Raw genomic sequence first — 24,385 nt, 5'->3', positions numbered from 1 at the left:
GTACATAAGGAAAGAGGATTTGGCTCCATTTTGACGGCTTTCATGCAATTTTGTTTCCTCATTGCGGTAAGGATGTATTGAAATGCGCAAACCCGCCGATCTCGATGAGTTCGACTTGGCAATTCTCGAGATTCTTCAAAGAGACAGTACGGTTCCGCAACGGGAGATCGGTGAACGGATCAACCTGTCGGCGCCAGCCGTGCAGAGACGCATCAAGCGCATGCAGGAAAGCGGCGTCATCCAGGCCAATATCGCGGTCGTCGATCCGGCGGCAATAGGCCTGCCGATTACCATCGTCGTCGAGGTTCATATCGCAAACGAACGCTATGACCTCATCAATGCGATCAAGCGCAGCTTCCTTGAAGCGCCGGAAGTCCAGCAATGCTATGGTGTCACCGGCGAGGCCGATTTCGTGCTCATCATTGTCGTCCCAAGCATGTCTGCCTATGAGGACGTTGCCCGGCGTCTGTTCTACGACAATCCGAATGTCACGAAATTCAAGTCGCTAGTCACCATGGATCGGGTCAAGGTCGGTCTTTCTGTGCCGTTGTCGCTAGACTAGCTGGCTGTCTGAAAGTTCTGTTCACGCCGGCCGCTTCGGCCAATTCGTCACGCCGCCGCTCCAGTCCTCGAAAGCTTTCGAGAGGCGAAGCACCCGCATGTCGTCGAAGCGCGGGCCGATGATCTGAATGCCGATCGGCATGCCGGAGCGGGAGAAGCCGCAATTGATCGATGCAGCCGGCTGCTCCGACATGTTCCACGGAACCGTAAAGGTGATGTGCTCGAAAGGTCGCGCCGGATCGTTGGTAGGGGAGGCCCATTCGGCGGGATAGGAGACGATCGGATTGGTCGGCGAAAGCACGGCATCCACCTCTGCGAAGAGCTTGGCGCAGCTCTTGCGCATCTCGTAGGTCTGGTTGAAGCCGCGAACGGCATCGACGCCGCTGATATCGGCGCCGCCCTTCGCCCAGCTATAGATATAGGGCAGGATGCTGTTGCGGCGTTCCTCGCTCAATGCCGTCATATCGCCCCAGAAGCGCGCGCGCCAGAAGGCGTCGAGCCCATCCAGCATCTGCCTCGTCAGCACTGGCGCGACCTCGACGATGATGGCGCCCGCTTCCTCGAAGCGCTTGGCGGCAGCGGTGACCGCATCGCGTATCTCGTCCTCGACGGGCAGGCCGCAGCCAGCATCCAGCATCAGGCCGATCTTCATGCCACGGATGTCGATATCGAGATCCATCCAGTCGATCCCGTTCGGCGGCAGGCTGGTGCTGTCGCGCCAGTCGGGCCGGGAGAGCGTCGCCATGGAAAAGGCCGCATCCTCGACAGTGCGTGTCATCGGTCCGGCGCACCGGCCGAGATAATAGGGATCGATCGGGATGCGGCCATTGCTCGGCTTGAAGCCAAAAATGCCGGTCCATCCTGCCGGCAGGCGTATCGAGCCGCCGATATCCGTACCGATATGCAGCGGCCCATAACCGGCAGCGGCAGCGGCGGACGCACCGGCGCTGGAGCCGCCCGGATTCTGGCTGGGGTCCCAGGGATTGCGGCTGAGCTTGTGAAAGCTCGAAAGGCCTGATGAGAGCATGCCGTAATCGGGGCAGGTGGTTTTGGCGAAAATCACCGCGCCATCCTCGCGCATGCGGGCGGCGATCGGTGCGTCCTCGGCAGCGGGGACAAGCTCGACGGCCGCCGTGCCGAGCGGCACCGGCTGGCCCTTGGTGGCGATCAGTTCTTTCAGCGTCACCGGAATGCCGTCCAAGGTCCCAAGTGGCGCGCCCTTCGCCCAGCGCTCCGTGGAGGCCGCGGCCTGCTTGCGGGCATCTTCGGGATCATAGGCATAGAGAGCTGATATTGTCGGCTCCCATGCCTCGATATGCGCCTCGAGCGCCAGCCAGTATTCGCTGGGAGACAGGCTCTTTTCGGCAAATTGGCGTCGGAGGTCTCGGATGGAAAGATCGGTAGGTTCGGTCATGGTCTATACTCTTTATGTCGCAATCAGCGGGTCGCCTCGCGGGGGTCGAGGAGATCACGCAGCCCGTCGCCGAGCAGGTTGAAGCCGAGCACGGAGAGCGCAATGGCAAGCCCCGGCAGCAGGGCGAGCCACGGCGCAACGTGGAAATAGGTCTGCGCATCGGCCAGCATCCGACCCCAGGTCGGCGCGGGCGGCGGTACGCTCAAACCCAGGAAAGCGAGCCCAGCCTCAGTCAGGATCGCAAGGCCGAGCTGGATGGTCGCCTGGACGATGATACTGCCCATGATGTTGGGCAGGACATGGCGCAGCGTGATGGAAAGCTGCGTATTGCCGATGGCGCGCGCCGCCAGCACATAGTCGCGGCTCCACGCCTGCAAGGCAGAGCCGAGCGCGACGCGGGCGAAGACCGGCACCATGAAAACCGCAATGGCGATGATTGCCGTGGAGCGCCCGGTCCCAAGAAATGCACCAAGGATCATGGCCGAAAGGATCGGTGGCAGGGCGAAGATCACGTCGCAGGCGCGCATGACCAGCGCCTCGAACAGGCCGCGTTGGGCGGCGGCGGAAACGCCGATGATCGTTCCGAGCGTCCCGCCGATCGCAACCGCCGATACGGAGATTGACAGCGAATTCCAGCAGCCCGCCATCAGCATCGACAGGACATCACGGCCGATCTGATCGGTGCCGAGAAGTCCGAAGCCGAAGGGTGGCTGCAGCTTGTGGAGGATCTGCATCTTCGCCGGCGGCACCGGTGTCCAGAACAAGGAGACGATGGCGACGCCGATAAGAGCGAGGATAATGAGGGCGCCGACGATCAGATTCATCCGCCGCAGCGCCCGAAAACGACGGCGGGAAGACGTCGCGGCGATTTTGGCCTCGACAGCAGTCATCGCGCACCTCCCGCTCGCAATCGCGGATCGATGACGAGATAGGAGAGATCGACCAGAAAATTCACGACGATGACGAGGCCGGCAAAGAACAGCACGACATCCTGCAGAACGATGACGTCGCGCTGGCTGAGTGCCTGATAGGCGAGGCGGCCAAGGCCGGGCAGGGTGAAGACATTTTCGATCAACACGGCGCCGGCGACGAGAAAGGTGAATTGCAGCCCGAGAATGGTCAGCACCGGTACCAGGGCGTTCGGCACCACATGTCCCCACAGCACGCGGCTGCGTGACAGGCCCTTGGCGATCGCCGTGCGGGCAAAATCCTCATGCAGCGTGTCGAGCACGGCCGAGCGCGTCACGCGGGTCAGCACTGCCGCCTGCGGCAGCGCAAGTGCGATCGCGGGTAACACCAAAGATTTCAGGGAGGGCCAGAATCCGCTTTCCCAACCGGGAAAACCGCCGGCCGGCATCCAGCCGAGCGAGGTGGCGAACAGAAGAACCAGCAACAGGCCGACCCAGAAGCCCGGCACGGCGATGCCCATCTGCGAAAACAGCGTGGCGATGACATCGAAGACGCCGCCGCGTCTTGCCGCTGCCGCAACGCCGAGCGGTACGGCGACAAGAACCGACAACAGGATGGCAAGCAGCGCAAGCGGCAGAGTAACGGCAAGCCGCTCGGCAATCAGGCCTGCGACCGGAACGCCATAGGTATAGGACGTGCCGAGATCCCCCGCCAGCGCGCCGGCGAGCCATTGGCCGTAGCGGACAATCAGCGGCTGATCGAGACCCATCTCATGCCGGAGCGCGGCGAGCGTTTCCGGCGCCGCCGATGTGCCGAGCGTGATGGCGGCCGGGTCGCCCGGCAGCAGTGCCATGACGGCAAAGACCAGCAGCGAGACGGCAATCAGCGTCAGCACAAGTCCGAAAATCCGGCGGGTGAGCAGTACGATCATAGCAAGTCCATGGCCAGGCTAATTCGGCTAAGAATACGGAGTTGGTGCGGCCTTTGACTCCTCCTTCTCCCCGCTGGGGAGAAGGAGTTGGTCGTCGTGCGCGAAAGAAATACCAAGATCATGCCCAATCAAACTGTTGGAGCGGTCAGTCTTCCCAGGAGACGTTGGTCAGCACGTTGGAAGGGATCGGTTCGTTCTCCCAAAGCCCCTTCAGCTTCTTGTCCCAGACGCCGAGCTTCGGCATGACGAAAAGAAAGAGCGCCGGCACGTCCTCGGCAAGAATGCTCTGCGCCTCGCCATAGAGCTTGTTCTGCTCGGATACATCGGACGTGAGCTGGATCTTCTTCATCAGCTCGTTGAAGGCGGAATTCTTGTAGTTGAAGTAATAGGGGTCGCGCGAATAGATATCGATATCCAGCGGCTCGGCATGGGCGACGATGGTCATGTCGTAGTTGCGGCCGGTGAAGACGTCCTGCACCCATTTCGCCGGGAATTCCGTCGGCTCGATGTTCATCGTCACGCCGATATCGGCAAACATCGCCTGCATCACCTGGGCGCTACGCGGCGCATAAGCCATCTGCGGCGTCTTGATAGTAAAGGTGAAACCGTTCGGATAGCCGGCCTCTGCAAGCAGCGCCTTGGCCTTGGCGGTGTCGTAGGGCAGCGTGCCGGTCAAATCCTTGTAGCCGGGATCGTTCGGCGTGTAGTGACTGCCGATCGCGGTGCCTAAACCGGACCACGCGCCTTCGATGATCGTCTTCCGGTCGAGCGCCATCATCAGAGCCTGGCGCACGCGCTTGTCGTCGAAGGGCTTGCGGGTGTTGTTCATGCCGGCCACGACCTTGAGTTCGGTATTGCCGACCTTGGTCGTCAGCCTGGCGTCGCCCTCGAAGGAACTCATGAGCTCCGGCGCGGCGAATTCCGGAAAGGCATCGAGATCGCCGGCCTTCAGCGCCGCCGCCTCCGCCTGCGGATCGGAAATGAAGCGGAAGGTTACCTTCTCGAGCTTCACGTCGACCGACTTGTTCCAGTAATCCGGGTTCTTGACGAGGTCGACATGATCGCCCTTCGCCCAGGAGGAGAATTTGAACGGGCCGGTGCCGATGGGCGTCGTCTTGTCATTGGCCGAGGATTTCGGCCCTACCATCACGGAGCTCGGCCAGCCTAGCCAATAGAGAAGGCTGCCGGTTGGCGAGGACAGATGCAGTACAAGCGTTTCCGCATCCGGCGTATCGATCGAGGCGATGGTCGAAAAGAAGCGCTTCTGCGGATTGACGGAATCGGCGCCGCGAGCGCGATCGAGCGTGAACTTGGCGGCAGCCGAATCGAAGGCTTCGCCGTCATGGAATTTCACGCCGGTCTGCAGCTTGAATGTATAGGTGAGGCCGTCAGGCGAAATCTCCCAGCTCTTGGCGAGCTGCGGTACGATCTTGCCGTTCTGGTCGATCGCAACCAGGCCTTCGAAAATGTTTTGCCAGGTGACCTGGCCGATCGCGACGGGCGCGGCGATCGTCGGATCTAGACCTGTTGGCTCGACGCTCATGCCGAGATTGAGTGTCGTCTTCGCGGCTTCAGCCTGTGTCAGGCCCATCATCAGCAGGCCGGCAGAAACTGCGGCGCCATAGGCAAGCCGGCGCGCGACGTCGCCCAGGCTCGGGCGTGAAAACTTGGTCATGTCGGTTCCCTTGCTTTTGCCCGCATGTCCGGCTTCCCTTCCGGCCTGCGGTCTTTTTCAGGATAGTGTCATCTCATCGGCGCACACACAATTCCGAAAATGTGTGCTCGGTGTAGCCGAAACCGCTACACTCTTTTCGTGATTACAGCGTTTCGTTCAATCATGCCTCCTCCTGGTGGAAAGTTGGTGGCGCATGAAGCGCTCGATGAAATCGAGCAGCTTGCTGGCGGCGAAGGAGAGCTGGCGATCGGGCGCGACGCAGAGATCGACCGGCGTCCGCACCCCCATGCCGCCCGCAACGGGCCGTGCGACGAGCTGCGCCGCCTCGATCTCCCTTTGAACGGTGAGTGCCGGCAGCATGGTAATCGCCGCGCCGCGCAGCACCAGCTCCTTCTGCATTTCCAGTGAGCCGGTCTCAAAGACTGGATCGAGCCTCAGCCCCTCCTGCTCAAACAGTGCGTCGAAGGCCTGTCTTGCGCCGAAGGAGCGATCGGGGACGGCAAGCGCGTGGGCCGAGAGTTCCGCAAGTGTGATCTCGCTGGCGGCAGCAAGCGGATGGGAGGAAGAGGCGATCACGTCATAGACGAGCTCGGAGCGCAGGCGCACCTTTGTGCCGGAAAGCGGCGGGGCAAACAGCGTCACCGCAATATCGGCCTCGGCATTGTTGACGGCTTCGATGGCGCCGCGGGCGCTGGTAATGGTCACTTCGAAGCGTAGGCCGGGATAGCGCAGACTGAATTCGGCCAGCGCCGGAGCAAGGATATTGGCGACGGACGCGCCATTGGCAAAGATACTGACGGTCCCGCGCTGCAGGCCTTTCAGGTCTTCGATCAACTGGTGAACATGGTCGAGCTCGCGCAGCGTCCGGCCGGCGCGTTCCGCCAGCAATTCGCCGGCAGCCGTCAATTTGATACCACGGGCACTGCGTTCGACCAGTTGCGTGCCGAAATGATATTCGAGATTCTCGATCTGGCGGCTGATGGCCGTCGGCGCCACGTTCAGGTTTTCAGCCGCCTGGCGCATCGAATTGGTGCGCACCAGCTCGTCGAAATAGATCAGCGCGCGGATCTGCATGCGCGGGAGCTCCCGTTAGATGGCGGGCTTGGCGAAGCGATCCCGCCACGCCACTTGCCCGCCTTCGACCGCCAGCGCCGTCGCTTCGTAGACGCCGCGGGCGATGGCGCGCGCCATGACAATGGTGGCGAGGTGGCAGAGCTCCATGAAACCAGGCATATCATCGCGCGCATGCCTGCCGGTGGAAGCGGCAAATACGGTATCGCCGTCGAGCGGCAGATGCGTCGGTAAAAGCGCACGCGCAAAGCCGTCGTGAGCGCAGATGGAGAGGCGATGCGCCTCAGCCTTAGTCAGCTGAGCGTCGGTGACGACGACGCCGATGGTCGTGGCGGTGATGTTGGTGCCCTTCAGCCGCAGGCGTGAATCGACCACCTGCGGCATGCCGAGACCGCCAAATTCGTCATTCTGCTCGAAGGGAGCCGCCCAGAAATGCGGGCCGTCGCCGATGGTGGCGGACCCAAGCGCATTGACGGCGACGATGGCGGCGATTCTGTATCCCCTGCTGCTGACGGCGCTTGCCGAACCGAGGCCGCCCTTGACCGTTGCCGTCGTGGCACCGGTGCCGGCGCCGACGCTTCCAAGCGCAAACGGCCCTTTATTTGCAGCCTTGAAGGCGGCATATCCCATGTCGCGATAGGGCGAGTGCAGCCCCCAATCCTTGTTGCCGCCATTGATGAGATCAAACAGGATCGCCTGCGGCACGATTGGCACCAGCGCATCGCCAACCTTCAAGCCGCGGCCCATCTCCCTCAAGCCTGCCTGCACGCCGCCGGCCGCATCGAGGCCGAAGGCCGAGCCGCCTGAGAGCACGAGACCATCCACAGCACCGACCGTCATTGCAGGATCCAGCAATGCGGTATCCCGCCCACCCGGCGCGCCGCCGAGAATGGTGCAGGAGGCGATAGCCGGCTCATCGAAGACGATGGCGGTGACGCCGGAGCCGAGCGTAAGGTCGGTGGAGTGACCGACAGCGACGCCTTCGACATCGGTCAGGAGATTGAGGAGGTCAGCCAATGAAAAATCCTTCGCCGTTTACAACGCGAGGTCGCCATGGCGATAGGATCGTAAAGACGGGGAAAAGACAAGATGGGTTTGTTCAACCCGAGCGGTCCGGGACCGGAGGCTTTGGAGCTTCGGCGTTTCACGGGGGAGCCGGCGCAAGCTTCCTTCGCAGGAAGCGACACGATGGCCTCAAATAAAAAAGCCCCCACCCTGATTCTATCAAAGGGTGAGGGGCTGGGGACGGGAATGAGTAAAAGCGCAGGTGATCCGACCCATCAAACATGGATCGGTTTTGCCTGCTGGCGGGAAAGAAGGTCGCGGATCGCAAGCTTCACTTCGTCCGCATTTCTGAAATGCTGTTCGTCCAGATCATGGACATGATATTTTACAGCGATGAACTTGAGCCGATCCTGATCGGGAACGACGATGCCGACGGGAACGCCGGCGTATTCGATGACTTGCTTCTTCATAAATAGACTCCCTCTGCGCACGCACGGCGCAGATATGGCGAATTGACTGTCTTATTCCGGGAAGGAGGACGAACGTCACATTCGACAGCACGGGCGGGAGAGCGCGCCCGAACGGTCATTGCCAAGCACGGGCCGCCCAAGGAACGAAGCAATGACTTTTCTATTCAGCATGTCACTTCCTCAATTGGCGTTGTACTTGTTAGGGGCCCCGTTAGGGGGCACCGCGATCGATGTACTATTATCTACTACATTAGTAGATAATAGCGATTGCATCCTCAGAAACATATTCCGAAAGATGTCAAAATGTCGACGATCGGGAAAATAAAATTCCGAGTCCTGCGGGTTGCAGGGAAGGTTGTCTTAAAACCTTCGGATTGCTACCCGTGTCGGTACGGCTCGCCGATCACCGAGCAACAGATAGGAACTGGCGCGAGATTCGACAATGCCCCGGCAGCATTAAAATTCACGCGCCGCTAAAACACCTCAATGGTTAATGGCGTGACGAGAACGTCAAAATCTATCCTCAAGCACCTTTTCCAGGGCCTTCACGAAGAAATCGGTGCTCTCGGCTGCGAGGCATAGCGGCGGCTTGATCTTCAACACATTCAAGTGATCGCCGGTCGGCTGCATGATGACCCCGAGATCGAGCAGGTGTTCGCAGATCGCAGCCGTTTCTTCGGTCGCCGGCGTCAGGTTTTCGCGGTCGCGCACGAATTCCACGCCAAGATAAAGCCCAGTGCCATGCACGGCGCCAATCAACGGGAATCGATCCATGAGAGCGATCAGCCCCGCCTTTAGCCTGTCACCGATGACGCGGGCATTTTCCTGCAGATTTTCATCCTTGAGGATATCGAGAACGGTGAGACCGGCGACGCAGCTCACCGGGCTGCCGCCGGCGGAGGAGAAGAAATAGCCTTCCTTTTCCAGCGATTCGGCGATCTCGCGGCGGGTGATGACGGCGCCGAGCGGATGGCCGTTCCCCATGCCCTTGGCGATGGTGATGATGTCGGGCGTAACGCCCTGCGTTTCGAAGCCCCAGAAATGCTCGCCGAGACGGCCGTAGCCCACCTGCACTTCATCGGCGATGCAAAGGCCGCCGCGTTGGCGCACTGCGTCATAAACGCCTGCGAGATAGCCATGCGGCAGCGCGATGCCGCCGGCATTGCCATAGACCGGTTCGGCGATGAAGCCGGCAAGGCCGTCGCCCTTTTCGTCGATCGCCCGCAGTTTCGCCATGACGTCGCCGAGATAATGCGGAGCAGAATCCGGGCCGCGGAACGGCCCGCGATAGGTATTCGGCGAGAGGACGGGGTGCACCCAATCCGGCCGTGTCGTCCGCGCCTGCGGATTGTCGGCAATCGAGGTGGAGACGGCGTCACTCGCAACCGTCCAGCCGTGATAGGCCTCCAGCAGGCAGAGCATGTTTCTCTTGGCCGTGTGCGCCCAGGCTAGGCGGATTGCCAGATCGTTGGCTTCCGAGCCGCTATTGACGAGGAAGACGCTGTCCAGTCCCTCAGGTGCCAGCGTCGCCAGCCGCTCGGAGAATTCGGCAACGGCGGCATAATGGAAGCGGGAGTTGGTATTGAGGCGAGACCATTGCTGGGCGATCGCTGCCGTCAGGCGCGGATGGGCGTGGCCGAGCGTCGTGACGTTGTTGACCATATCGAGGTAGCAGCGCCCTTGCGTGTCGAACAGGAATTCGCGCCAGCCGCGCTCGATCTGTGGCGGGAATTCGTAATAGTGCTTCTGCGGCTTGGCGAAACGGGCATTGCGCAGTGACAGCAGCGCGGAAGCGTCCGACCGCGGCGCCTCACAGGCCGGGTTCAAAAGAGCGGCGGGCGAGGGGGAGACGGCCGACCACCCCTCTGCCTGATCCGCCGTCGCAAAAAGCGGCGGCACAAGGCCGGGCACGCGGCAAAGCTGAATGCGCAATCCTCCGATTGCCGAGCCCTCGCTGCCGATCGTTCCTATTGTCGCGCCTTGCTCGATAGCCGCTCCGTCCTCGAGAGCACTTTCGATACCGTCGAGATGCAGGCTGATTTCTTCACCGACCAGCACGAAATGCTGGCCCTGCCGTTGCAGAAGGCCAGGGAAGGGAGCCGCAACTGTCGCGCCAGCCGGCAGGCAGATATCGCAATGCAGCGCGAAATTCTGTGGCTGCCTCATGTTAAGCGGCGCAGCAAGGGAGAGGCGGAATTCGCCGTAGCGGGTCGCCGCAGCCCCGGAAGCGATTGCCGTCTGGGCAAGCAGCCGCCAGTCCATATCAGGCTCCTGCCAGTTGCCGTCCGTGAAGTCAGGCCCATTGGCGGAAAGATCGATGGCGGCAATCTGCGAGGAGTCGATGTCGGGCAGCAGCGGCGACCAGCCGTCAGTCACGACTGGGGCGACATCAAAACCGATCGTCCGCAGGATCGCCGCTTCCATCACATCCGGCTGCGCCTCGGTTGCGACATCGAAGATTTCGCGCTCGAAATCGAGATTGCCGCGCACATAGTCGTTGTCGGGGTCGATAGCGAGCTGCTGTTCGGTGCTGGCGGTGAGGATGACGGCCCGCGCGACGATCAGCGGCCACAGGGCTTTGGCTTCGACTTCCTCCAGCGGATAGATCGCATGATAGGCACTGATTGCCGGAAGGATGTGGAAGGGGTTGCCGCCTGCATGATGTAGCAGCGACGCACAGGTGACAGCAAGATCGCCGACCAGCCAGCCCTGGATGATATCGCCGAAGTCGATGACGCCATCGGGCACGAGCTGTCCGCGCGCATCGGGATGGCTGACGACATTGTCGTCGGTGACATCATGATGCACCGGCTGAACACGCAATTGGCTCGCGAGCGGCTGGATGCGCTTGACGGCGGCGACCATTGCCTTGGCGATGCGGTCGCGCGCCTCGTGATCGGTTATGGCCGACAGCAGCTGCACGGCAACGGGTCCTGCCCGTCGCAGGTCCCATTGAAGGCTGCGGTGCAGGCCGGGATGATCGAAATCGGCAAGATCGCGTGCAAGCCTAGCCGAAAGCGCGCCGAGCCCGGCCACGGAGGTCTGCGGCAGGTAGTTGCGCCGCGTCAGTGTCTGGCCGGGGAGAAAGCGGAGCAGCCGGACGAGGTAATCCTGCTCGCGGAGAGTGATGGCGAGGATATCGCGGCCATTCAGTGAGGGGATGACCTCGGGCACGCGCGGCGCATCCGGCTTGGCGTGCAGATGGCGGATCGCGGCATTCTGCGCCTCGAGCTCGACCAGCTCGTATTCGGCCCGGCAGATCTTCAGCACATAGGCGTTCTCGCCGGCATCGATGCGATAGTTGCGGTCCTGCTGGCTGCCGAGCTCGGTCAGTGTTCCGCTCAGACCGTAATGCGTCTGCAGGATCTCGGCCGCCTCCTCCGGTGTAACGTCCGGTCTCGGCAGTTGCATACGGTTCACGAGCGTGGCGTCGGCCATGGCATCCCCCGGATGGTTCATTCGCATCGACACTAAACCATTCCATCCTAAAGAAAATTACCCAAAACAGATAGGGTAGTCGAGCAGCGAGGAGGAAGATAGGCCGAAGAATGCAGCCGGCTAGGCATAACAGCCTATTCGACCTCGATGGAATAGCTGCAACCGGCTAGCGTCTTGCCCGGATGGGTGTCGACAGTGGAGACATTCAGCGAGATGCGCGTTTCCAGTACGGTTTCCGAATTTTCCTGCTGGTCCTTGCGCGACAGGACGACCTTCTCGCCGAGAAACTTGTTCGGCTGGTCGACGGAAGCTGTGACGCCAAGCTGCTTGGCGAGCGGATGCGGATCCGCCTCGTCAAGCACGGCAACCGGCCCGGTGGAGGTGAAGGCGATCCTGTTTGTCTGCCGCCCGAAAACGGTCATAGGCATCGAAAGCTGGAATTCGCGCAACAACGGATTATCAGACGGCAGCTCGCTGATGCCGAACTGTTTCATGGCCGTGGCGCGTTCCGGCCCGGTCAGCCATAGAGCAAAATTGTTGTAGCTCGGCACGTCATAGGTCGTGCATTCGATCAGCTTGGCAAGATCGATCTTGGAAGGGTCCTGTTCTGCCGTTTGGGCATGGGATGCCGGCGCAGACAGCAGGAGCGCCGCCAGCAGTAGCGCGCCGTTGCGGTAGAATGACATGTCCTCTCCTCGATCTCCGGGCGATTCGATACCGGTGGTATCAAATCGCGTGTCGGAGCGAAAAGGGAAAGAAGCCAGCCGAAATCCCGCGCTTGCGCCTCACCCCATGCGCTCGGAGGCATAGGATCCCGGGCTTGCCGGGAAGACGACGGTGCGGTTGCCGTTGAGGAAAGTGCGATAGTGGATATGCGCATGGATGGCGCGCGCCAGTACCTGGCTTTCCACATCGCGGCCGATCGAGACATAATCCTCGGCCGACTGCGCATGCGTGATGCGCGCCGTGTCCTGCTCGATGATCGGACCTTCGTCGAGATCGGCCGTCACATAATGCGCCGTCGCCCCGATCAGCTTCACCCCACGCTCATAGGCCTGCTTGTAGGGGTTCGCCCCCTTGAAGGACGGCAGGAAGGAATGGTGGATGTTGATGATGCGGCCCGACATCTTCCGGCACAGCGCATCCGACAGAACCTGCATGTAGCGGGCCAGCACCACAAGCTCCGTGCCGGTCTGCTCGACGATATCGAGCAGCTGGGCTTCGGCCTGCGGCTTGTTGTCCTTCGTCACCTTGATGTGGTGGAAGGGGATGTCGTGATTGACGACCACTTTCTGGTAATCGAAATGGTTGGAGACGACGCCGACGATGTCGATCGGCAATGCGCCGATCTTCCAGCGGTAGAGCAGGTCGTTCAGGCAATGGCCGAAGCGCGAGACCATGAGCAGCACCTTCATGCGCTTCTTCTCGTCATGGATCTCCGCATCCATGGCGAACTTTTCGGCGATCGGCTTGAAGCCCTCGACGAGCGCTGCCTGGCCCACGCCTTCCTCGGAGATGAAGGAGACGCGCATGAAGAACTTGCCGGTATCGAGATCGTCGAACTGGCTGGAATCGACGATGTTGCAGCCCTGCCCGGCCAGATAGTTCGAGATCGCCGCAACGATCCCACGCGTCGATTGGCACGTCACTGTCAATACATAGCTCGTCATGTCTTTATCTCTTCTATCCCGAGGATGTCCGCCTGCTTAGATGAAATCGGAGGTCTGGGAAATACCTCCCCCCAGCCATGTTTCGACGGATATTTAGGCAGGATGGCGGGCAAAAAGCCGTTCCCGTTGCGTCTTCGAACGGCGTATCCCCGCCTCAGCTGCTGGTTGCCAGCGAAAGCTCTTGCGGTGGTTTCGCCAGACTTCCCTCGTTGAATTTCAGGAATCCCACAAGAAGCCAGACCAGTCCGGCCGTCTTCATGGAGAAGATGGCTGTGGAGCCGATCATCAGATTGAGGAACAGGAAGAGGGAAAGCGCATGGCCAAGGCGTCGCTGATTGACCGTTTCGCCGCCCGGATAGAGCGAGGCGTAGAGCCAGAACAGAATCAGGCCGAAGATGGTGGCGCCATAGATGATGTAGACATATCCGCTGTCGAAAAAGATGCCGACCTGATCGAGCTGCAGCCCGATCGTGCTCTGCAGGTCCATGCCGAGGAAGGCTTTGACCGTGCCATTGATGCGCCCGACGAAATTATCGCCCGTCACGCTCGGCTCGAGCGCGTGAATGACGAAGCCGACAACGATGATGCCGGGCATCGTCAGCAGGTCGAGCGTCTTCGGGAGCCATGGATAGATGAAATAGCCTGCAACGCAGATGAGGCTGAAGATCAGCATCGTGCGTGTGTCGTTCGTCAGCAGGATCAGCACGACCGTCGAGAAAAACAGCAGCCGGTCCAGCAAACCGAGACGATTGGAGAAGCTGATCAGATACAGCACCATCACGCCGCAGAAATTGGCAAGCGAGACCTGCTCCAGGAAGATGGAGGACGATCGGTGGTCGATCAGGCCGAAAGAGAACCGGCCCTCGAATCCAAGCGCGCCGCGAAACAGGCCGATATCGCTATAGGTCGCCGGCGGCACCCCACGCGTATTCTGGAAATATTCGGCCGGATGGAACAGCGCGACATATTCCTTGACCGACACGATTTCCAGGACAAGCACGGCAAGCACGATGAAGCATGAAATCTTGAAGGCAAGCTTGACGGTGCGCTCGTTGGCAAGCCGCCCCATGATCGAAAAAGCGAAGATGATCATCACGTTGCGGAGATGATCGATATAGGCCTGCTTGTTGATGGCGATGACGAAAACCGTCAGCACGATGGTCAGCAGCAGATAAAGGAGCGGTGCTATGTCCTCCTCATATATGCCTTTCGTCAGCAGGTAGGTGAAGGCGGCGACCTGCAACAGCACTTCGGACAGCACGACGGAGCTCGGCGTCAGCGGTGTGATATTGTGATTGATGAAGGCAAGGATGCAGTTATAGCAGACCGCCAGCAGCGAAATCGTGAGAATAACGAAATTGATCGGCTGCTTTTCGCCTGAACGTTGCATCAGATATCCGGAGTGGTGACGTCTTCACTGGCGGCGGCAGCATATCAGGCCGATGATTCGCGACAAAGAGCCGGCTGCCCGTCACTGATCATTTCGCCGGCTTGACCAACGCGCATGAGGCTGCCAGCGACACTTTTCGATTGAGCCCCTCGGTAAGAACCTTCATCTGCGGCTTGTCGCGGCCGTTGTGTGGCTGGACGTTGAGCGGCTCCTCCGACGGCCACCAGTCGCCGGCGGCCCAATAGGTCCAGCCGAGCCACACGTCGCTGTTGGCGTTCATGATGTCGAGAACCTGTTTGAGACCGTCGAGGCAACCATCATTGGCGGCGACGCCGAATTCACCGAGGAATCCGCGCTTCCCGTTCTTGCGCAGCCAGTCGGTAACGTCGTTCATGCCCTTCACGGCTTTGTCGGTGCCGTCGCAGACCGGGTGCGTGCCCGAACTGTCCGAATCCAGATATTGGTGGAATTCGAAGGCGTAGAAATCGATCGGGTCCTTGACGCCGAGCATGACCGTGCCATTGGCGCCGCCGCCCAGAACGTCGGCCGACCAGCTATGCGCCCCCGTCCAGTTCGTGCCGGGCACGAGAATGAGATTGCGCGCGCCGATGGTTCGGATGCTGCGGATGGCGGTGTTGGCAAGTTCGAGCCAATCGGGAGCCTTGATATCGTGGGGCTCGTTCATCAGGCCGAAGGCGACGCCCTTTCGATTGGAGAACTCCACCGCAAGCCGCGCCCAGAAATCGCCGAAAGCAAGATCGGTCGCGGGAGCCTGCTTGAGCTGCGTCTTGTCGTAATAGGCGTAATTGTGGGGATCGAGAACGACTGTCATTCCATGCTTCTGGATGAGATCGACGGCATCCTTCAGCCGCTGCAGTTCGTCGCCATCGAGAGGTGCTCCGAGCACGGGCTGCAACCGCTCCCAGCGGAAGGGAAGGCGGATCGTATTCATGCCTTTTTCTGCGAAATAGCGCACGGTCTGTTCGGACGGATATGTGTAATTCACATTCACGATCCCGCCGCGCTCGCCATATTCCGCGCCGGACAGATTGACGCCGCGATAGCATAGTTGCTGCGCCGCGAGGGGGCTCTCCGCCTGCGCCGTGAAAGCGAGCATGACCGTAGCGGCCAGGAGGCGTCGCAGAGTTTTCGTCATCGATGCGGTCATTGCATGGCCCTGCCTTCCGTGCGCGTGTGGCTTTTCATAGGGATGATGGTGTTGAGCAATGATGAAGGGATGGATCATGCGCGCGCGTGCCACGCGATTTCCTGAGAGCGTCCTTAATGTTCCGTTAGCCAAACGTTTCTAAACTTCCGGCACCTGCTGCGTGGAATGCGTCTGCGGAGCATTGAAAGTCTGCCATGAGCTCAATGGAACGAAGCAAGAGATCGGACCGACTTGCGGGTTGGCGCGATACCGAGCCGTCTGACATGCGGCGCGACGGTATGCGCTTGCGCAGTCCTGTCTTGCGCCCTCGGGATTTCGTCGCCGCTGCCGAGCCCATGGCACATTCCGAAGAGTTTGAGGCGCCCATTCCGGATGCCGTCGTTCAGCAAAGCCCGCCGAAGCGATCCGATGTCGAGGAGCCGGTAGCCCGGCGCCCCGTTTCCGAGCCGGTTGTCACTGCTGCGGTGCCTACTGTCGAGCAGGTTGCGGTTGTACCGGCATCTGTCGCTGCTCCGACGGCATCGATACCGGCGGCAAAGTTGCCTTTGCTTGATCTTCGATCGGCCATCGCTTCGATCTGGGCGAAGAAGTTCGTTGTTCTTGCCCTGGCAGGCGCCGGCGCCGTTCTGGGCGGAGCGGTCATTCCCCTTATTCCGCAGAAATTCACCGCCGAGACCAGCCTCTATTTCGACCCTCGGCCGGTCGGAGGCTCCGATTCCGCCCAGCAGGCGCCGACGCCACCGGAATTGATCACGACGATGATCGACAGCCAGACGCAGATCCTGTCTTCCGGCAAGGTGCTGGGGCGCGTCGTCGATGCGCTGAAACTCGATCAGGATCCGAAATTCAATGGCGGCGCCACTGGCGAGGCGGCAAAATATGTGGCCACCGCCGCCTTGGCGAAAGCAGTGCAGATCGCCCGCGAATCCAGCACCTACGTCGTCAATGCCAAGGTGACGACGGGCGATCCTCAAAAATCGGCCGAGATCGCCAACCAGCTTGTGACCTCCTTCATGGAGGAAGAGAGCAAGGCGGCTGCGAGCACCTACAGGAACAGCAATACGGCGCTCGATTCCCGCCTGGAGGATCTGCGCCAGCAGGTACTGTCAGCCGAAAAGGCCGTCGAAACCTATCGCGCCGACAACGACATGGTGGCCGTCGAGGGCAATCTGATCTCCGACAAACGTCTGACCGCTCTGAACGACCTATTGGTAACGGCCCAGCAGAAAACGATCGAGGCAGGAGCCCGCGCGGACGCTGCCGGCAAGCTCAGCTTTGAAGATGTGGTCTCCAACAATCCGTCCGCAGGGGTGACATCGACGGCTTTGAGCAGCCTGCGGCAGCAATATGCGACGATGGCCGCCAATGTCGGCAGCCTTCAAAGCCAGCTCGGCGCCCGCCATCCGCGCCTGCTCGCCGCGAAATCGTCACTGGATAGCCTCGCCGCCGAAATCCGCGCGGAGCTGCAGCGGCAGATGACCTCGGCCCGCGCCGATTATGAGCAGGCACAGAAGGCCGAGCAGGATATAGCCAAGGAACTGGCAGTACAGAAGGCCTCACAGGTCAATACCTCAGGCAAGCTTGTCGGCCTGAACGAGCTGCAGCGCAAGGCGACCGCGGCTCGCAATCTCTATGAATCGCTGCTGAAACGGTCCGGTCAGGCGAGCGATGCCCAGGACCTCTCGCAGAGCAATATTCGCGTGATCTCGGAGGCGGAACCGCCACTGAAGGCGGATGGGCCGAGCCGCAAGGTGATGATGGTGGCCGGGCTGATCGCCGGCGCAATCTTTGGTGCCGGTCTTGGCATGGCGTTTGCCGTTCTCCTCGGCCTGTTTTGGCATCCCGTCATCCGCAGCTATTTCGGCAAGTGACCATCGTCTTACCCTTTCGCATCGGCCGCCTTTTTCAGCATTGAGGATGCAATTGCGCGTCGACTGTTCTAAATGTAAATCGGCGCTGGGGATGATTGGGTCTTGCTAATGGAAGCGCGATACGGTCATTAAGCGTTGTGCGATACTTTGTGAGACAATCTATGCGAGAAAAGCGGTCCGTTGCTCCGATGAGTGGCGCCAGGGAAAGCTGATCGATGGTGCCCGCGGATAAACTCGTTCTGCCGTTTCTGGCGTTGCCGCGCTCCACCAAGCGCGCGCTTGCGCTGCTGGTCGATGCCAGCTTGTGCGTGCTGACGGTCTGGTTTGCCTATTGTCTTCGCCTTGACGATTGGGTCATCCTCGAAGGCGTCGAGTGGCTGCCGGCGATCGTCTCCCTTCTGCTCGCCATTCCGATCTTCATCGTCCTCGGCCTTTACCGCGCCATCTTCCGCTATGCCGGCCTTTCGGCGTTCGTGACGGTCGTCAAGGCGGTGGCGATCTATGCGCTCGCCTTCATGACGATCTTTACCGCCATCAGCGTGCCGGGCGTGCCGCGCACCGTCGGCATATTGCAGCCCCTGCTGCTGCTGATCGCGATCGGCCTGTCGCGCATGTGGACACGCTACTGGCTTGGCAACGCCTATCAGCGTCTTCTCAATCGCAATCAGCTTGCCAAGGTGCTGGTCTACGGCGCCGGTGCTTCAGGGCGTCAGCTTGCGGGCGCGCTTGCCAACAGCGCGGAGCTGAACGTCGTCGGCTATCTCGACGACGATCGCAACCTGCATGGCAGCATTATGGGCGGGCTGCCGATCTACGATCCGGCCGATCTGCCGGCGCTCGTAGTCTCAGGCGAGATCAAGGGCGTCTTGCTCGCCCTGCCGAATGCCACGCGACAGCGGCGCAACGAAATCCTCGAAGACATGCGCAAAGCTCGCGTCACCGTACGGACCATGCCAGATCTGACGGCGCTCGCGCAGGGCCGCGTCGCGGTTTCGGATCTGCGCGAGCTTGATATCGAGGATCTGCTCGGCCGCAACGTGATCGCTCCCGATCGCGGTCTGATCGAGAAGAACATTCGCGGCAAGGTCGTCATGGTCACCGGTGCCGGCGGCTCGATCGGCAGCGAACTCTGCCGCCAGATCCTGAAGAACGGTCCGTCCTCCCTGTTGCTGATCGAACAGAGCGAGTTCGCCCTTTATGCCATTCATGGCGAACTGGAGAAGGCGGCCGCCTCCGCCGGCCACGCCGCCGATGTGCGCATCATTCCCTTCCTAGCTTCCGTCCGCGATGGCCAGCGAATCAGGCAGATCATGCAGGCCTGGCGGCCGAAGACCGTCTATCATGCCGCTGCGTACAAGCATGTGCCGCTCGTCGAATACAATCCCGTCGAAGGCATTCGCAACAATGTGCAGGGAACGCAGATAGCGGCCGAAGCTGCGCGCGATCATGGTGTCGAAAATTTCGTCCTCATCAGCACCGACAAGGCCGTGCGACCGACCAACATCATGGGCGCCAGCAAGCGGTTGGCGGAAATGGTGCTGCAGGCGATGGATGCAGATCGCAAGCCCGGCACCGACAGTACCAATTTCGCCATGGTCCGTTTCGGCAACGTGCTCGGCTCATCCGGTTCGGTCGTGCCGCTTTTTCGCCAGCAGATCCGCGACGGCGGCCCGATCACGCTGACGCATCCCGATATCACCCGCTATTTCATGACCATTCCCGAGGCGTCGCAGCTTGTGATTCAGGCGGGCGCGATGTCGGGCGGCGGCGATGTCTTCCTGCTCGACATGGGCGAACCGGTACGCATTGCCGATCTCGCGCGGCGAATGGTGGAATTGTCCGGTCTGACCGTGCGGGACCAGGACGAGCCGGATGGCGATATCGAGCTTGAAATCACCGGCCTTCGACCGGGCGAGAAGCTTTTTGAGGAACTGTTGATCGGCGACAACCCGCAGCCGACCAGCCATCCGCGCATCATGCAGGCCAAGGAGGATTTCCTGCCCTGGCCGGAGCTGTCGAGGCGGCTCGCCGCACTCGAGGCGGCACTGGATGAAAACGACATTCCCTTGGCGAAAGCCCTGCTGCAAAAGCTCGTTTCCGGCTATGCGCCGAGCAGCGAAGTGGTTGATCTGGTCTATCGCGAGCGCGAGACGGATCTGACGGTCGATCAGCCGAACCTCGACAACGTTGCGCAGTTATAGAGGCGTATCCGCCATTAGGCGGCCGCTCTTCGGGCTTGCCCTCGCCAGGCTTTGTTGATCGCTACTGCTTGACCTTGACGGCGTAGTACCAGCGGCGCACTTGATCGCAGGTGCGGAACCAATGTGCCGTGAGCCGCAACAGCGGATGCCGCTTTACCGCGCGGTAATGCACGCGTTTGCCGATCGTGGTGTGGGCGCGGTGCGGGCTGAAATCGACCAGGTTTTCAAAGGTCGTGAATGTCTCGACGCCGGTTGACCAGCCGCGTTCCAAGGCGACGTCGTAGGGAAGAAGCATGGGCTTCAGCGTCGTCAGCAGCTTCTTGGCCGCCTTGCGGTTGACGATATAACAGGCAGCCGATCCCTGCGGACCATGCATGCAGCGACCGACGACATCGTTTTCGCTGGTTTCGCAGATCGGCTTGAAGCCGACAAGGCGATGGTTGACGAGCTTGACGAGACGCGCCCCCTCGACGCTTTCCATCGCTGCGATTGCACGCGGGATAAGCTTCTCGTTGAGCTCGACGTCGTCTTCCATGATGATCGCCATCTTGTCGCCGCTTGCGACGAATTGCTCCAGCGCGATCAGATGGCTGCGGTAGCATCCGTACTCTCCCGGCAGGAGCTTGCGGCCGTTGTGATAGATGAACGAATGCGGATGAAAATCGACGCGGTCTGCCTCCGCGACGACACGTCCGTCGACGGCAGGAACGCGCGTGATATGCAGATCATATTCGACGGCCTGGTTGCACAGTCGTTCCCAGCGATCACGCGAGCGATCAAGATTGATGACATAAATGGAAACCTGCTGAGCGGCATCGTCAGCAATCTCCGGGTCAGCAAGGGGCGGGATACGATTAATCTGTTCGAGAATGACTGTTACTCCTTCAAACAGAAATCACGCCGACAACAACCAGGATGACAATTTTCATACTATATAACATGCTTATGACTTGTCGCAAATCGCTTGCACACGCCTGCATTGTATTTGCAGATAAAAGCATTTTTTTTTGGTGTAACGTAGCGTGAATGGCCAGCGTCGGCGATGCGAAAACCATCCCTTGCCCATGATTTTGATCGGGGAACCCGTTGGCGCATGACCCCAGCCCCATTATATCTGTGATATGCGGCGTGTGGTCGTTGCGCTCGCATTTGTAAAGGAGCGTAGCAGTATATGTGGATCAAGTCGAAAATCGCCATTGCTGCCCTGTCCCTTGCGGTCTTGATGCCGGCGGCCGCACTTGCCGACAATCCGCTCCTCCCCAAGCCATATGTCGCTCCCGTCTATCCTTACAAGGACCTTCCGGGAGTTACTGCGCCGAAAGTGGCTGATGACGAGAAGTTTCAGTGTCGCACCGCCACCGTGTACGCCGATTATTTTCACGAAGGTCCGTTCTACCGCGGCTTGCCGCGCCTCGGTTACGTTTGCGATCAGAATGGCGTCATTTCCAGCAGCACCAGAAAGCCGAACTACCAATATTGGCAATATAACGGGCCGGATAGATAAGTCGTAGGCATTCTGCCGAATTAAGCAGCAGCGCAATCAAAGCGAGCGTGGCTTGATGTTCGCGTCGGTAGGTTTCGCTGTGGTCTGAAAATAAATTTCATGTTTTTGGTTAAATGCGCGAACGTCGTTGACGAATGCGAAAATTTGCCCCAAGGTTACGAAAATAAATTACGTAATGGGAACATAAAAGCATGCGCGTTGGAATCATTGGGCTGGGATTCCGCCTAGGCTATCTGGGCTATGTCTTCAAGGCGATCGACGAGAGCTTCGAGATTGCAGGATATGTCGATCCGGAACCCGCGGGCCTGCCCGGTTTGCTCGAAAAGGGCATCTCAGCCGGAAAGGCCTATGCAACACCCCAGGATCTGATCGCCAACGAAAAGATCGATCTGCTGATGATCGGTTCGCCGAACCACATGCATCTCGATCACATCCGCATCGGCCTCGAGGCCGGCCTCAAGATCTTCTGCGAAAAGCCGATCGTCACAACCATCAAGGACAGTATCGAACTTGCCCGCCTGATGGCGAAATTCGGTCATGAGCGCCTGAATGTCGGCCTCGTGCTGCGCTATTCGCCGATGTATCGCGATCTCCTCGCCGCCCAGGCCGAGGGGAAGCTCGGCCATGTCGTTTCCATCGAGGCTGCCGAGCATATCGAACCCTATCACGGCGCCTTCTTCATGCGCGACTGGCGCCGTTACGAACATTATTCCGGCAGCTTCATGCTGGAAAAATGCTGCCACGACCTCGATCTCTATAATGGCGTGGTTGGCGCGCGGCCGGAGCGGGTCGCAAGCTTTGGCGGCCGCAAGAGCTTCATTCCGGAAAACGATCCCGCGCGGGAAGGCATCAACGATCTCGAGCTCTTCCATCGCAAGCCGAGCGGTTGGATGGGGTCTGACAAGGTCTTCGACAGCGACGGTGACATCATAGACTATCAGGTCGCGATCATTGAGTATGCCAATGGTGTCGGCATGAACTTCCACACCAATCTCAACGTGCCAGACCAGTTCCGCCGTTTCGCCATCATGGGCTCGCGCGGCATGGCCGAGGGCGATTTCATCCGTGGTTATTTCAATGTCCATGAGATGCTGACCGGCAGGAAGGTGATCGAGAAGACCTACGCGGCCACCACGCTTTCGCAGCATTATGGGGCCGACGAACAGATGGCGGCCGATATTATCGCGCACGTCAAGACGGGTCTGCACCTGCCGGTGTCGACCCAGAATGCGCTGGAAGCCGGCATTCTGGCTCTCTCGATGGACGAGGCGCGCATGAAGCGGACCGTCGTCGATCTCCGGCCCATCTGGGACGAGTTCGACGAAGCGCTTCATTCAAGAGCCGCCTAGGGAGGGGCGCAGGATGGGTGTTCAACGCAGCACGGTCATCTTCGCCTGGCTCCTGCTTTTTCCGGCTCTCCTTTACGTCACCGTCATCGTCGCCTATCCGCTGGTCGACACGATAATTCTGTCCTTCACCGATGCGTCGTTGAAGAAGGTGACGAATTGGGTTGGCTTCGAGAACTATGCGAAGATCTTCAACGACACTTTCGCAAGCGTCATCGTCCGCACCTTCATCTGGACCTTCTTCTCTGTGTCGATCAAGATGATCATCGGCACTCTCGGCGCCGCACTCTTGAACTCGGCCGTTCCGGGCCGCGCGCTCTTCCGAGTGCTGACCATGCCGCCCTGGATCGTGCCGATGGCGATCGGCATCTTCATGTGGGGCTGGATGTATAATGGCCAGTTCGGCATGATATCTGGCCTGCTGCAGCGCTTCGGCATCGTCGATGGTCCCGTCGCGTTCCTTGCCTATGGAAGTTCGGCCTTCTGGGCGACGATCGTCACCGACGTCTGGATCGGCGTGCCGATGGTCACTCTTTACATGCTGGCGGCCATGCAGGCGATTCCGCATGATCTTTATGAGGCGGCGTGGACGGATGGCGCCGGCCGCTTCTATCGCTTTCGCCGCATCACGCTGCCGCTGCTGGTGCCGTCTCTGGTCACCATGTCGATGCTCTCGCTGATCTCGACCTTCAATTCCTTCGACATCATCTGGATTTTGACCCGCGGCGGTCCGAACGGCGAAACGACGACGATGATCATCGACACCTACCGAACGGCGATCGGGTCTTACAAATATGGCGAGGGTGCTGCGCGTGCGGTGCTGATCTGCATCTTCCTGTCGCTCTTCTGCCTTGCCTATTTCCGCCTGACGAGCCGCTTTTCAACGGGAGCCAAGCAGCGATGAGCCACCCTTCGATGATCCATCGCTACAAATGGTATGAGCTGATCGGCATCTATGCCGGAATCCTGCTGTTTCTCACTTTCGTGCTGGCGCCTTTCATCGAAGGGTTCCTGGTTTCGCTGAAGCCGCTGAGCCAGCTCTTCTCGTCGCCTTACCGCTTCATCCCCGAGAACGGTTCGTTCACGGCCTATCGCACGATGTGGACGAGCGTGCCGGGTTTCGGCTGGTATATCTTCAACTCATTCCTCGTTTCCGGCACGATCACCATCATCGTGCTGATCCTCGTCGTGCCGGCCGCCTACGCCTTCGCACGTTTCGAATTCAAGGGATCCGGCCTGCTGCTGGGCGCGTTCCTCGCGGTCAAGATGTTTTCCGGCGCCGTGCTGCTCATCCCGCTGTTCCGACTCATGCGTTCCTTCGGTGTGCTGAACACCTATTTCGCCATGATCGTGCCAGGAGTGGCCTTCATCATTCCAACGGGGATCTGGCTGCTACACACCTATATCCGCCGCATCCCGCGCGAGCTGGATGAGGCAGCCTATGTGGATGGTGCGAGCCAGTTCTATACGCTGCGTCGCGTCATCCTGCCGATCGCCATGCCCGGCATCGTCGTCGTTGCGATTTCCTCGTTCATCGAGGCTTACGCGCAGCAGTTCATCTATGCGCTCACCTTCAATTCGAAGACGGAATACATGCCGCTGCCGGTTGGGCTTTTTGCCTATTTTGGCCGGCAGGAGGTCGTCTGGAACGAACTCATGGCCGCAAGTTTCGTCGGCATCGCGCCGGCTCTGGTCGTGATCTTCTTCCTGCAACGGTATCTCGTCAGCGGTTTGACCGCTGGCGCGGTGAAGCAATAGAAT

At 60.1% G+C, this 24,385-nt stretch carries 21 protein-coding genes; 8 read left to right on the top strand and 13 right to left on the bottom strand.

Going from position 1 to position 24,385, the window contains the following annotated elements:
* The first annotated feature begins 82 nt into the window (after nucleotides 1-82).
* Nucleotides 83-562, top strand: a complete 480-nt coding sequence (locus AC13RC_RS33500) for an Lrp/AsnC family transcriptional regulator (RefSeq protein ID WP_488559728.1) — start codon at nucleotides 83-85, stop codon at nucleotides 560-562.
* A 21-nt stretch (nucleotides 563-583) separates the two neighbouring features.
* Here the strand turns inward: AC13RC_RS33500 and AC13RC_RS33495 are convergent, their stop codons facing one another.
* From AC13RC_RS33495 to AC13RC_RS33440, 12 genes are all read right to left on the bottom strand, one after another.
* Nucleotides 584-1,975, bottom strand: coding sequence for an amidase (locus AC13RC_RS33495; protein WP_488559727.1), 1,392 nt, complete (start codon nucleotides 1,973-1,975; stop codon nucleotides 584-586).
* A 23-nt stretch (nucleotides 1,976-1,998) separates the two neighbouring features.
* Entirely contained in the window at nucleotides 1,999-2,865 is an 867-nt protein-coding gene (locus AC13RC_RS33490; protein ID WP_488559726.1) for an ABC transporter permease, read from the bottom strand.
* Complete coding sequence (locus AC13RC_RS33485; RefSeq protein ID WP_488559725.1) at nucleotides 2,862-3,815, bottom strand: ABC transporter permease; 954 nt, start codon at nucleotides 3,813-3,815, stop codon at nucleotides 2,862-2,864. The genes AC13RC_RS33490 and AC13RC_RS33485 overlap by 4 nt, the downstream gene beginning before the upstream one ends.
* Before the next feature lie 145 nt (nucleotides 3,816-3,960).
* Nucleotides 3,961-5,490, bottom strand: coding sequence for an ABC transporter substrate-binding protein (locus AC13RC_RS33480; protein WP_488559724.1), 1,530 nt, complete (start codon nucleotides 5,488-5,490; stop codon nucleotides 3,961-3,963).
* Between the two features lie 156 nt (nucleotides 5,491-5,646).
* Nucleotides 5,647-6,564 carry a LysR family transcriptional regulator gene (locus AC13RC_RS33475; protein WP_488559723.1) on the bottom strand — a complete coding sequence of 306 codons (918 nt, stop codon included), beginning with the start codon at nucleotides 6,562-6,564 and terminating at the stop codon, nucleotides 5,647-5,649.
* Between the two features lie 15 nt (nucleotides 6,565-6,579).
* Entirely contained in the window at nucleotides 6,580-7,578 is a 999-nt protein-coding gene (locus AC13RC_RS33470; RefSeq protein ID WP_488559722.1) for a P1 family peptidase, read from the bottom strand.
* Between the two features lie 263 nt (nucleotides 7,579-7,841).
* A complete protein-coding gene (locus AC13RC_RS33465; RefSeq protein WP_015338438.1) occupies nucleotides 7,842-8,036 on the bottom strand; it encodes a hypothetical protein in 195 nt (64 codons plus the stop codon).
* A gap of 510 nt (nucleotides 8,037-8,546) precedes the next feature.
* Nucleotides 8,547-11,474: an aminotransferase gene (locus AC13RC_RS33460; protein WP_488559721.1), complete on the bottom strand. Its 2,928-nt coding sequence runs from the start codon at nucleotides 11,472-11,474 to the stop codon at nucleotides 8,547-8,549.
* A 134-nt stretch (nucleotides 11,475-11,608) separates the two neighbouring features.
* Complete coding sequence (locus AC13RC_RS33455; protein ID WP_488559720.1) at nucleotides 11,609-12,160, bottom strand: hypothetical protein; 552 nt, start codon at nucleotides 12,158-12,160, stop codon at nucleotides 11,609-11,611.
* Nucleotides 12,161-12,259: 99 nt separating this feature from the next.
* Nucleotides 12,260-13,144, bottom strand: coding sequence for a formyltetrahydrofolate deformylase (gene purU, locus AC13RC_RS33450; RefSeq protein ID WP_152095280.1), 885 nt, complete (start codon nucleotides 13,142-13,144; stop codon nucleotides 12,260-12,262).
* A gap of 154 nt (nucleotides 13,145-13,298) precedes the next feature.
* On the bottom strand, nucleotides 13,299-14,534 hold the full coding sequence (locus tag AC13RC_RS33445) for a hypothetical protein (RefSeq protein ID WP_145323380.1): 1,236 nt from the start codon (nucleotides 14,532-14,534) through the stop codon (nucleotides 13,299-13,301).
* Nucleotides 14,535-14,622: 88 nt separating this feature from the next.
* The gene (locus AC13RC_RS33440) at nucleotides 14,623-15,702 is read right to left on the bottom strand and encodes a glycoside hydrolase family 5 protein (protein ID WP_488559730.1); all 1,080 of its coding nucleotides are present in this window, start codon (nucleotides 15,700-15,702) and stop codon (nucleotides 14,623-14,625) included.
* A 194-nt stretch (nucleotides 15,703-15,896) separates the two neighbouring features.
* On the opposite strand from AC13RC_RS33440, the gene AC13RC_RS33435 reads away from it, so the two are divergent.
* Nucleotides 15,897-17,573, top strand: coding sequence for a GumC family protein (locus tag AC13RC_RS33435; protein WP_488559719.1), 1,677 nt, complete (start codon nucleotides 15,897-15,899; stop codon nucleotides 17,571-17,573).
* 215 nt (nucleotides 17,574-17,788) lie between these two features.
* The gene (locus AC13RC_RS33430; protein WP_113390821.1) at nucleotides 17,789-19,774 is read left to right on the top strand and encodes a polysaccharide biosynthesis protein; all 1,986 of its coding nucleotides are present in this window, start codon (nucleotides 17,789-17,791) and stop codon (nucleotides 19,772-19,774) included.
* A gap of 61 nt (nucleotides 19,775-19,835) precedes the next feature.
* On the opposite strand, the gene AC13RC_RS33425 is transcribed toward AC13RC_RS33430, so the two are convergent.
* The gene (locus tag AC13RC_RS33425; RefSeq protein WP_488559729.1) at nucleotides 19,836-20,525 is read right to left on the bottom strand and encodes a glycosyltransferase family 25 protein; all 690 of its coding nucleotides are present in this window, start codon (nucleotides 20,523-20,525) and stop codon (nucleotides 19,836-19,838) included.
* Here AC13RC_RS33425 and AC13RC_RS33420 point away from each other — a divergent pair.
* The 5 genes from AC13RC_RS33420 to AC13RC_RS33400 all read left to right on the top strand — a co-directional run bounded on the left by AC13RC_RS33420 (nucleotide 20,424) and on the right by AC13RC_RS33400 (nucleotide 24,382).
* Entirely contained in the window at nucleotides 20,424-20,693 is a 270-nt protein-coding gene (locus AC13RC_RS33420; protein WP_488559718.1) for a hypothetical protein, read from the top strand. The two genes, AC13RC_RS33425 and AC13RC_RS33420, sit on opposite strands and share 102 nt — an antisense overlap.
* A 252-nt stretch (nucleotides 20,694-20,945) precedes the next feature.
* Nucleotides 20,946-21,278, top strand: a complete 333-nt coding sequence (locus tag AC13RC_RS33415) for a hypothetical protein (RefSeq protein ID WP_488559717.1) — start codon at nucleotides 20,946-20,948, stop codon at nucleotides 21,276-21,278.
* 191 nt (nucleotides 21,279-21,469) lie between these two features.
* The gene (locus AC13RC_RS33410) at nucleotides 21,470-22,627 is read left to right on the top strand and encodes a Gfo/Idh/MocA family protein (RefSeq protein WP_488559716.1); all 1,158 of its coding nucleotides are present in this window, start codon (nucleotides 21,470-21,472) and stop codon (nucleotides 22,625-22,627) included.
* Between the two features lie 13 nt (nucleotides 22,628-22,640).
* Nucleotides 22,641-23,528, top strand: coding sequence for a carbohydrate ABC transporter permease (locus AC13RC_RS33405; protein ID WP_183812464.1), 888 nt, complete (start codon nucleotides 22,641-22,643; stop codon nucleotides 23,526-23,528).
* Entirely contained in the window at nucleotides 23,525-24,382 is an 858-nt protein-coding gene (locus AC13RC_RS33400; protein WP_152093858.1) for a carbohydrate ABC transporter permease, read from the top strand. The genes AC13RC_RS33405 and AC13RC_RS33400 overlap by 4 nt, the downstream gene beginning before the upstream one ends.
* Nucleotides 24,383-24,385: the final 3 nt, after the last annotated feature.

Source organism: Martinezella sp. CNPSo 3890 (assembly GCF_057784455.1).
This window is presented reverse-complemented; position numbering and strand designations above follow the sequence as displayed.

Bases quoted from the DNA above. Each gene is read 5' to 3' on its own strand.
- AC13RC_RS33500 (WP_488559728.1), top strand. From the start codon at position 83: ATGCGCAAACCCGCCGATCTCGATGAGTTCGACTTGGCAATTCTCGAG.
- AC13RC_RS33495 (WP_488559727.1), bottom strand. From the start codon at position 1,975: ATGACCGAACCTACCGATCTTTCCATCCGAGACCTCCGACGCCAATTT.
- AC13RC_RS33490 (WP_488559726.1), bottom strand. From the start codon at position 2,865: ATGACTGCTGTCGAGGCCAAAATCGCCGCGACGTCTTCCCGCCGTCGT.
- AC13RC_RS33485 (WP_488559725.1), bottom strand. From the start codon at position 3,815: ATGATCGTACTGCTCACCCGCCGGATTTTCGGACTTGTGCTGACGCTG.
- AC13RC_RS33480 (WP_488559724.1), bottom strand. From the start codon at position 5,490: ATGACCAAGTTTTCACGCCCGAGCCTGGGCGACGTCGCGCGCCGGCTT.
- AC13RC_RS33475 (WP_488559723.1), bottom strand. From the start codon at position 6,564: ATGCAGATCCGCGCGCTGATCTATTTCGACGAGCTGGTGCGCACCAAT.
- AC13RC_RS33465 (WP_015338438.1), bottom strand. From the start codon at position 8,036: ATGAAGAAGCAAGTCATCGAATACGCCGGCGTTCCCGTCGGCATCGTC.
- AC13RC_RS33460 (WP_488559721.1), bottom strand. From the start codon at position 11,474: ATGGCCGACGCCACGCTCGTGAACCGTATGCAACTGCCGAGACCGGAC.
- AC13RC_RS33455 (WP_488559720.1), bottom strand. From the start codon at position 12,160: ATGTCATTCTACCGCAACGGCGCGCTACTGCTGGCGGCGCTCCTGCTG.
- purU (WP_152095280.1), bottom strand. From the start codon at position 13,144: ATGACGAGCTATGTATTGACAGTGACGTGCCAATCGACGCGTGGGATC.
- AC13RC_RS33445 (WP_145323380.1), bottom strand. From the start codon at position 14,534: ATGCAACGTTCAGGCGAAAAGCAGCCGATCAATTTCGTTATTCTCACG.
- AC13RC_RS33440 (WP_488559730.1), bottom strand. From the start codon at position 15,702: ATGACCGCATCGATGACGAAAACTCTGCGACGCCTCCTGGCCGCTACG.
- AC13RC_RS33435 (WP_488559719.1), top strand. From the start codon at position 15,897: ATGAGCTCAATGGAACGAAGCAAGAGATCGGACCGACTTGCGGGTTGG.
- AC13RC_RS33430 (WP_113390821.1), top strand. From the start codon at position 17,789: ATGGTGCCCGCGGATAAACTCGTTCTGCCGTTTCTGGCGTTGCCGCGC.
- AC13RC_RS33420 (WP_488559718.1), top strand. From the start codon at position 20,424: ATGCGGATGAAAATCGACGCGGTCTGCCTCCGCGACGACACGTCCGTC.
- AC13RC_RS33415 (WP_488559717.1), top strand. From the start codon at position 20,946: ATGTGGATCAAGTCGAAAATCGCCATTGCTGCCCTGTCCCTTGCGGTC.
- AC13RC_RS33410 (WP_488559716.1), top strand. From the start codon at position 21,470: ATGCGCGTTGGAATCATTGGGCTGGGATTCCGCCTAGGCTATCTGGGC.
- AC13RC_RS33405 (WP_183812464.1), top strand. From the start codon at position 22,641: ATGGGTGTTCAACGCAGCACGGTCATCTTCGCCTGGCTCCTGCTTTTT.
- AC13RC_RS33400 (WP_152093858.1), top strand. From the start codon at position 23,525: ATGAGCCACCCTTCGATGATCCATCGCTACAAATGGTATGAGCTGATC.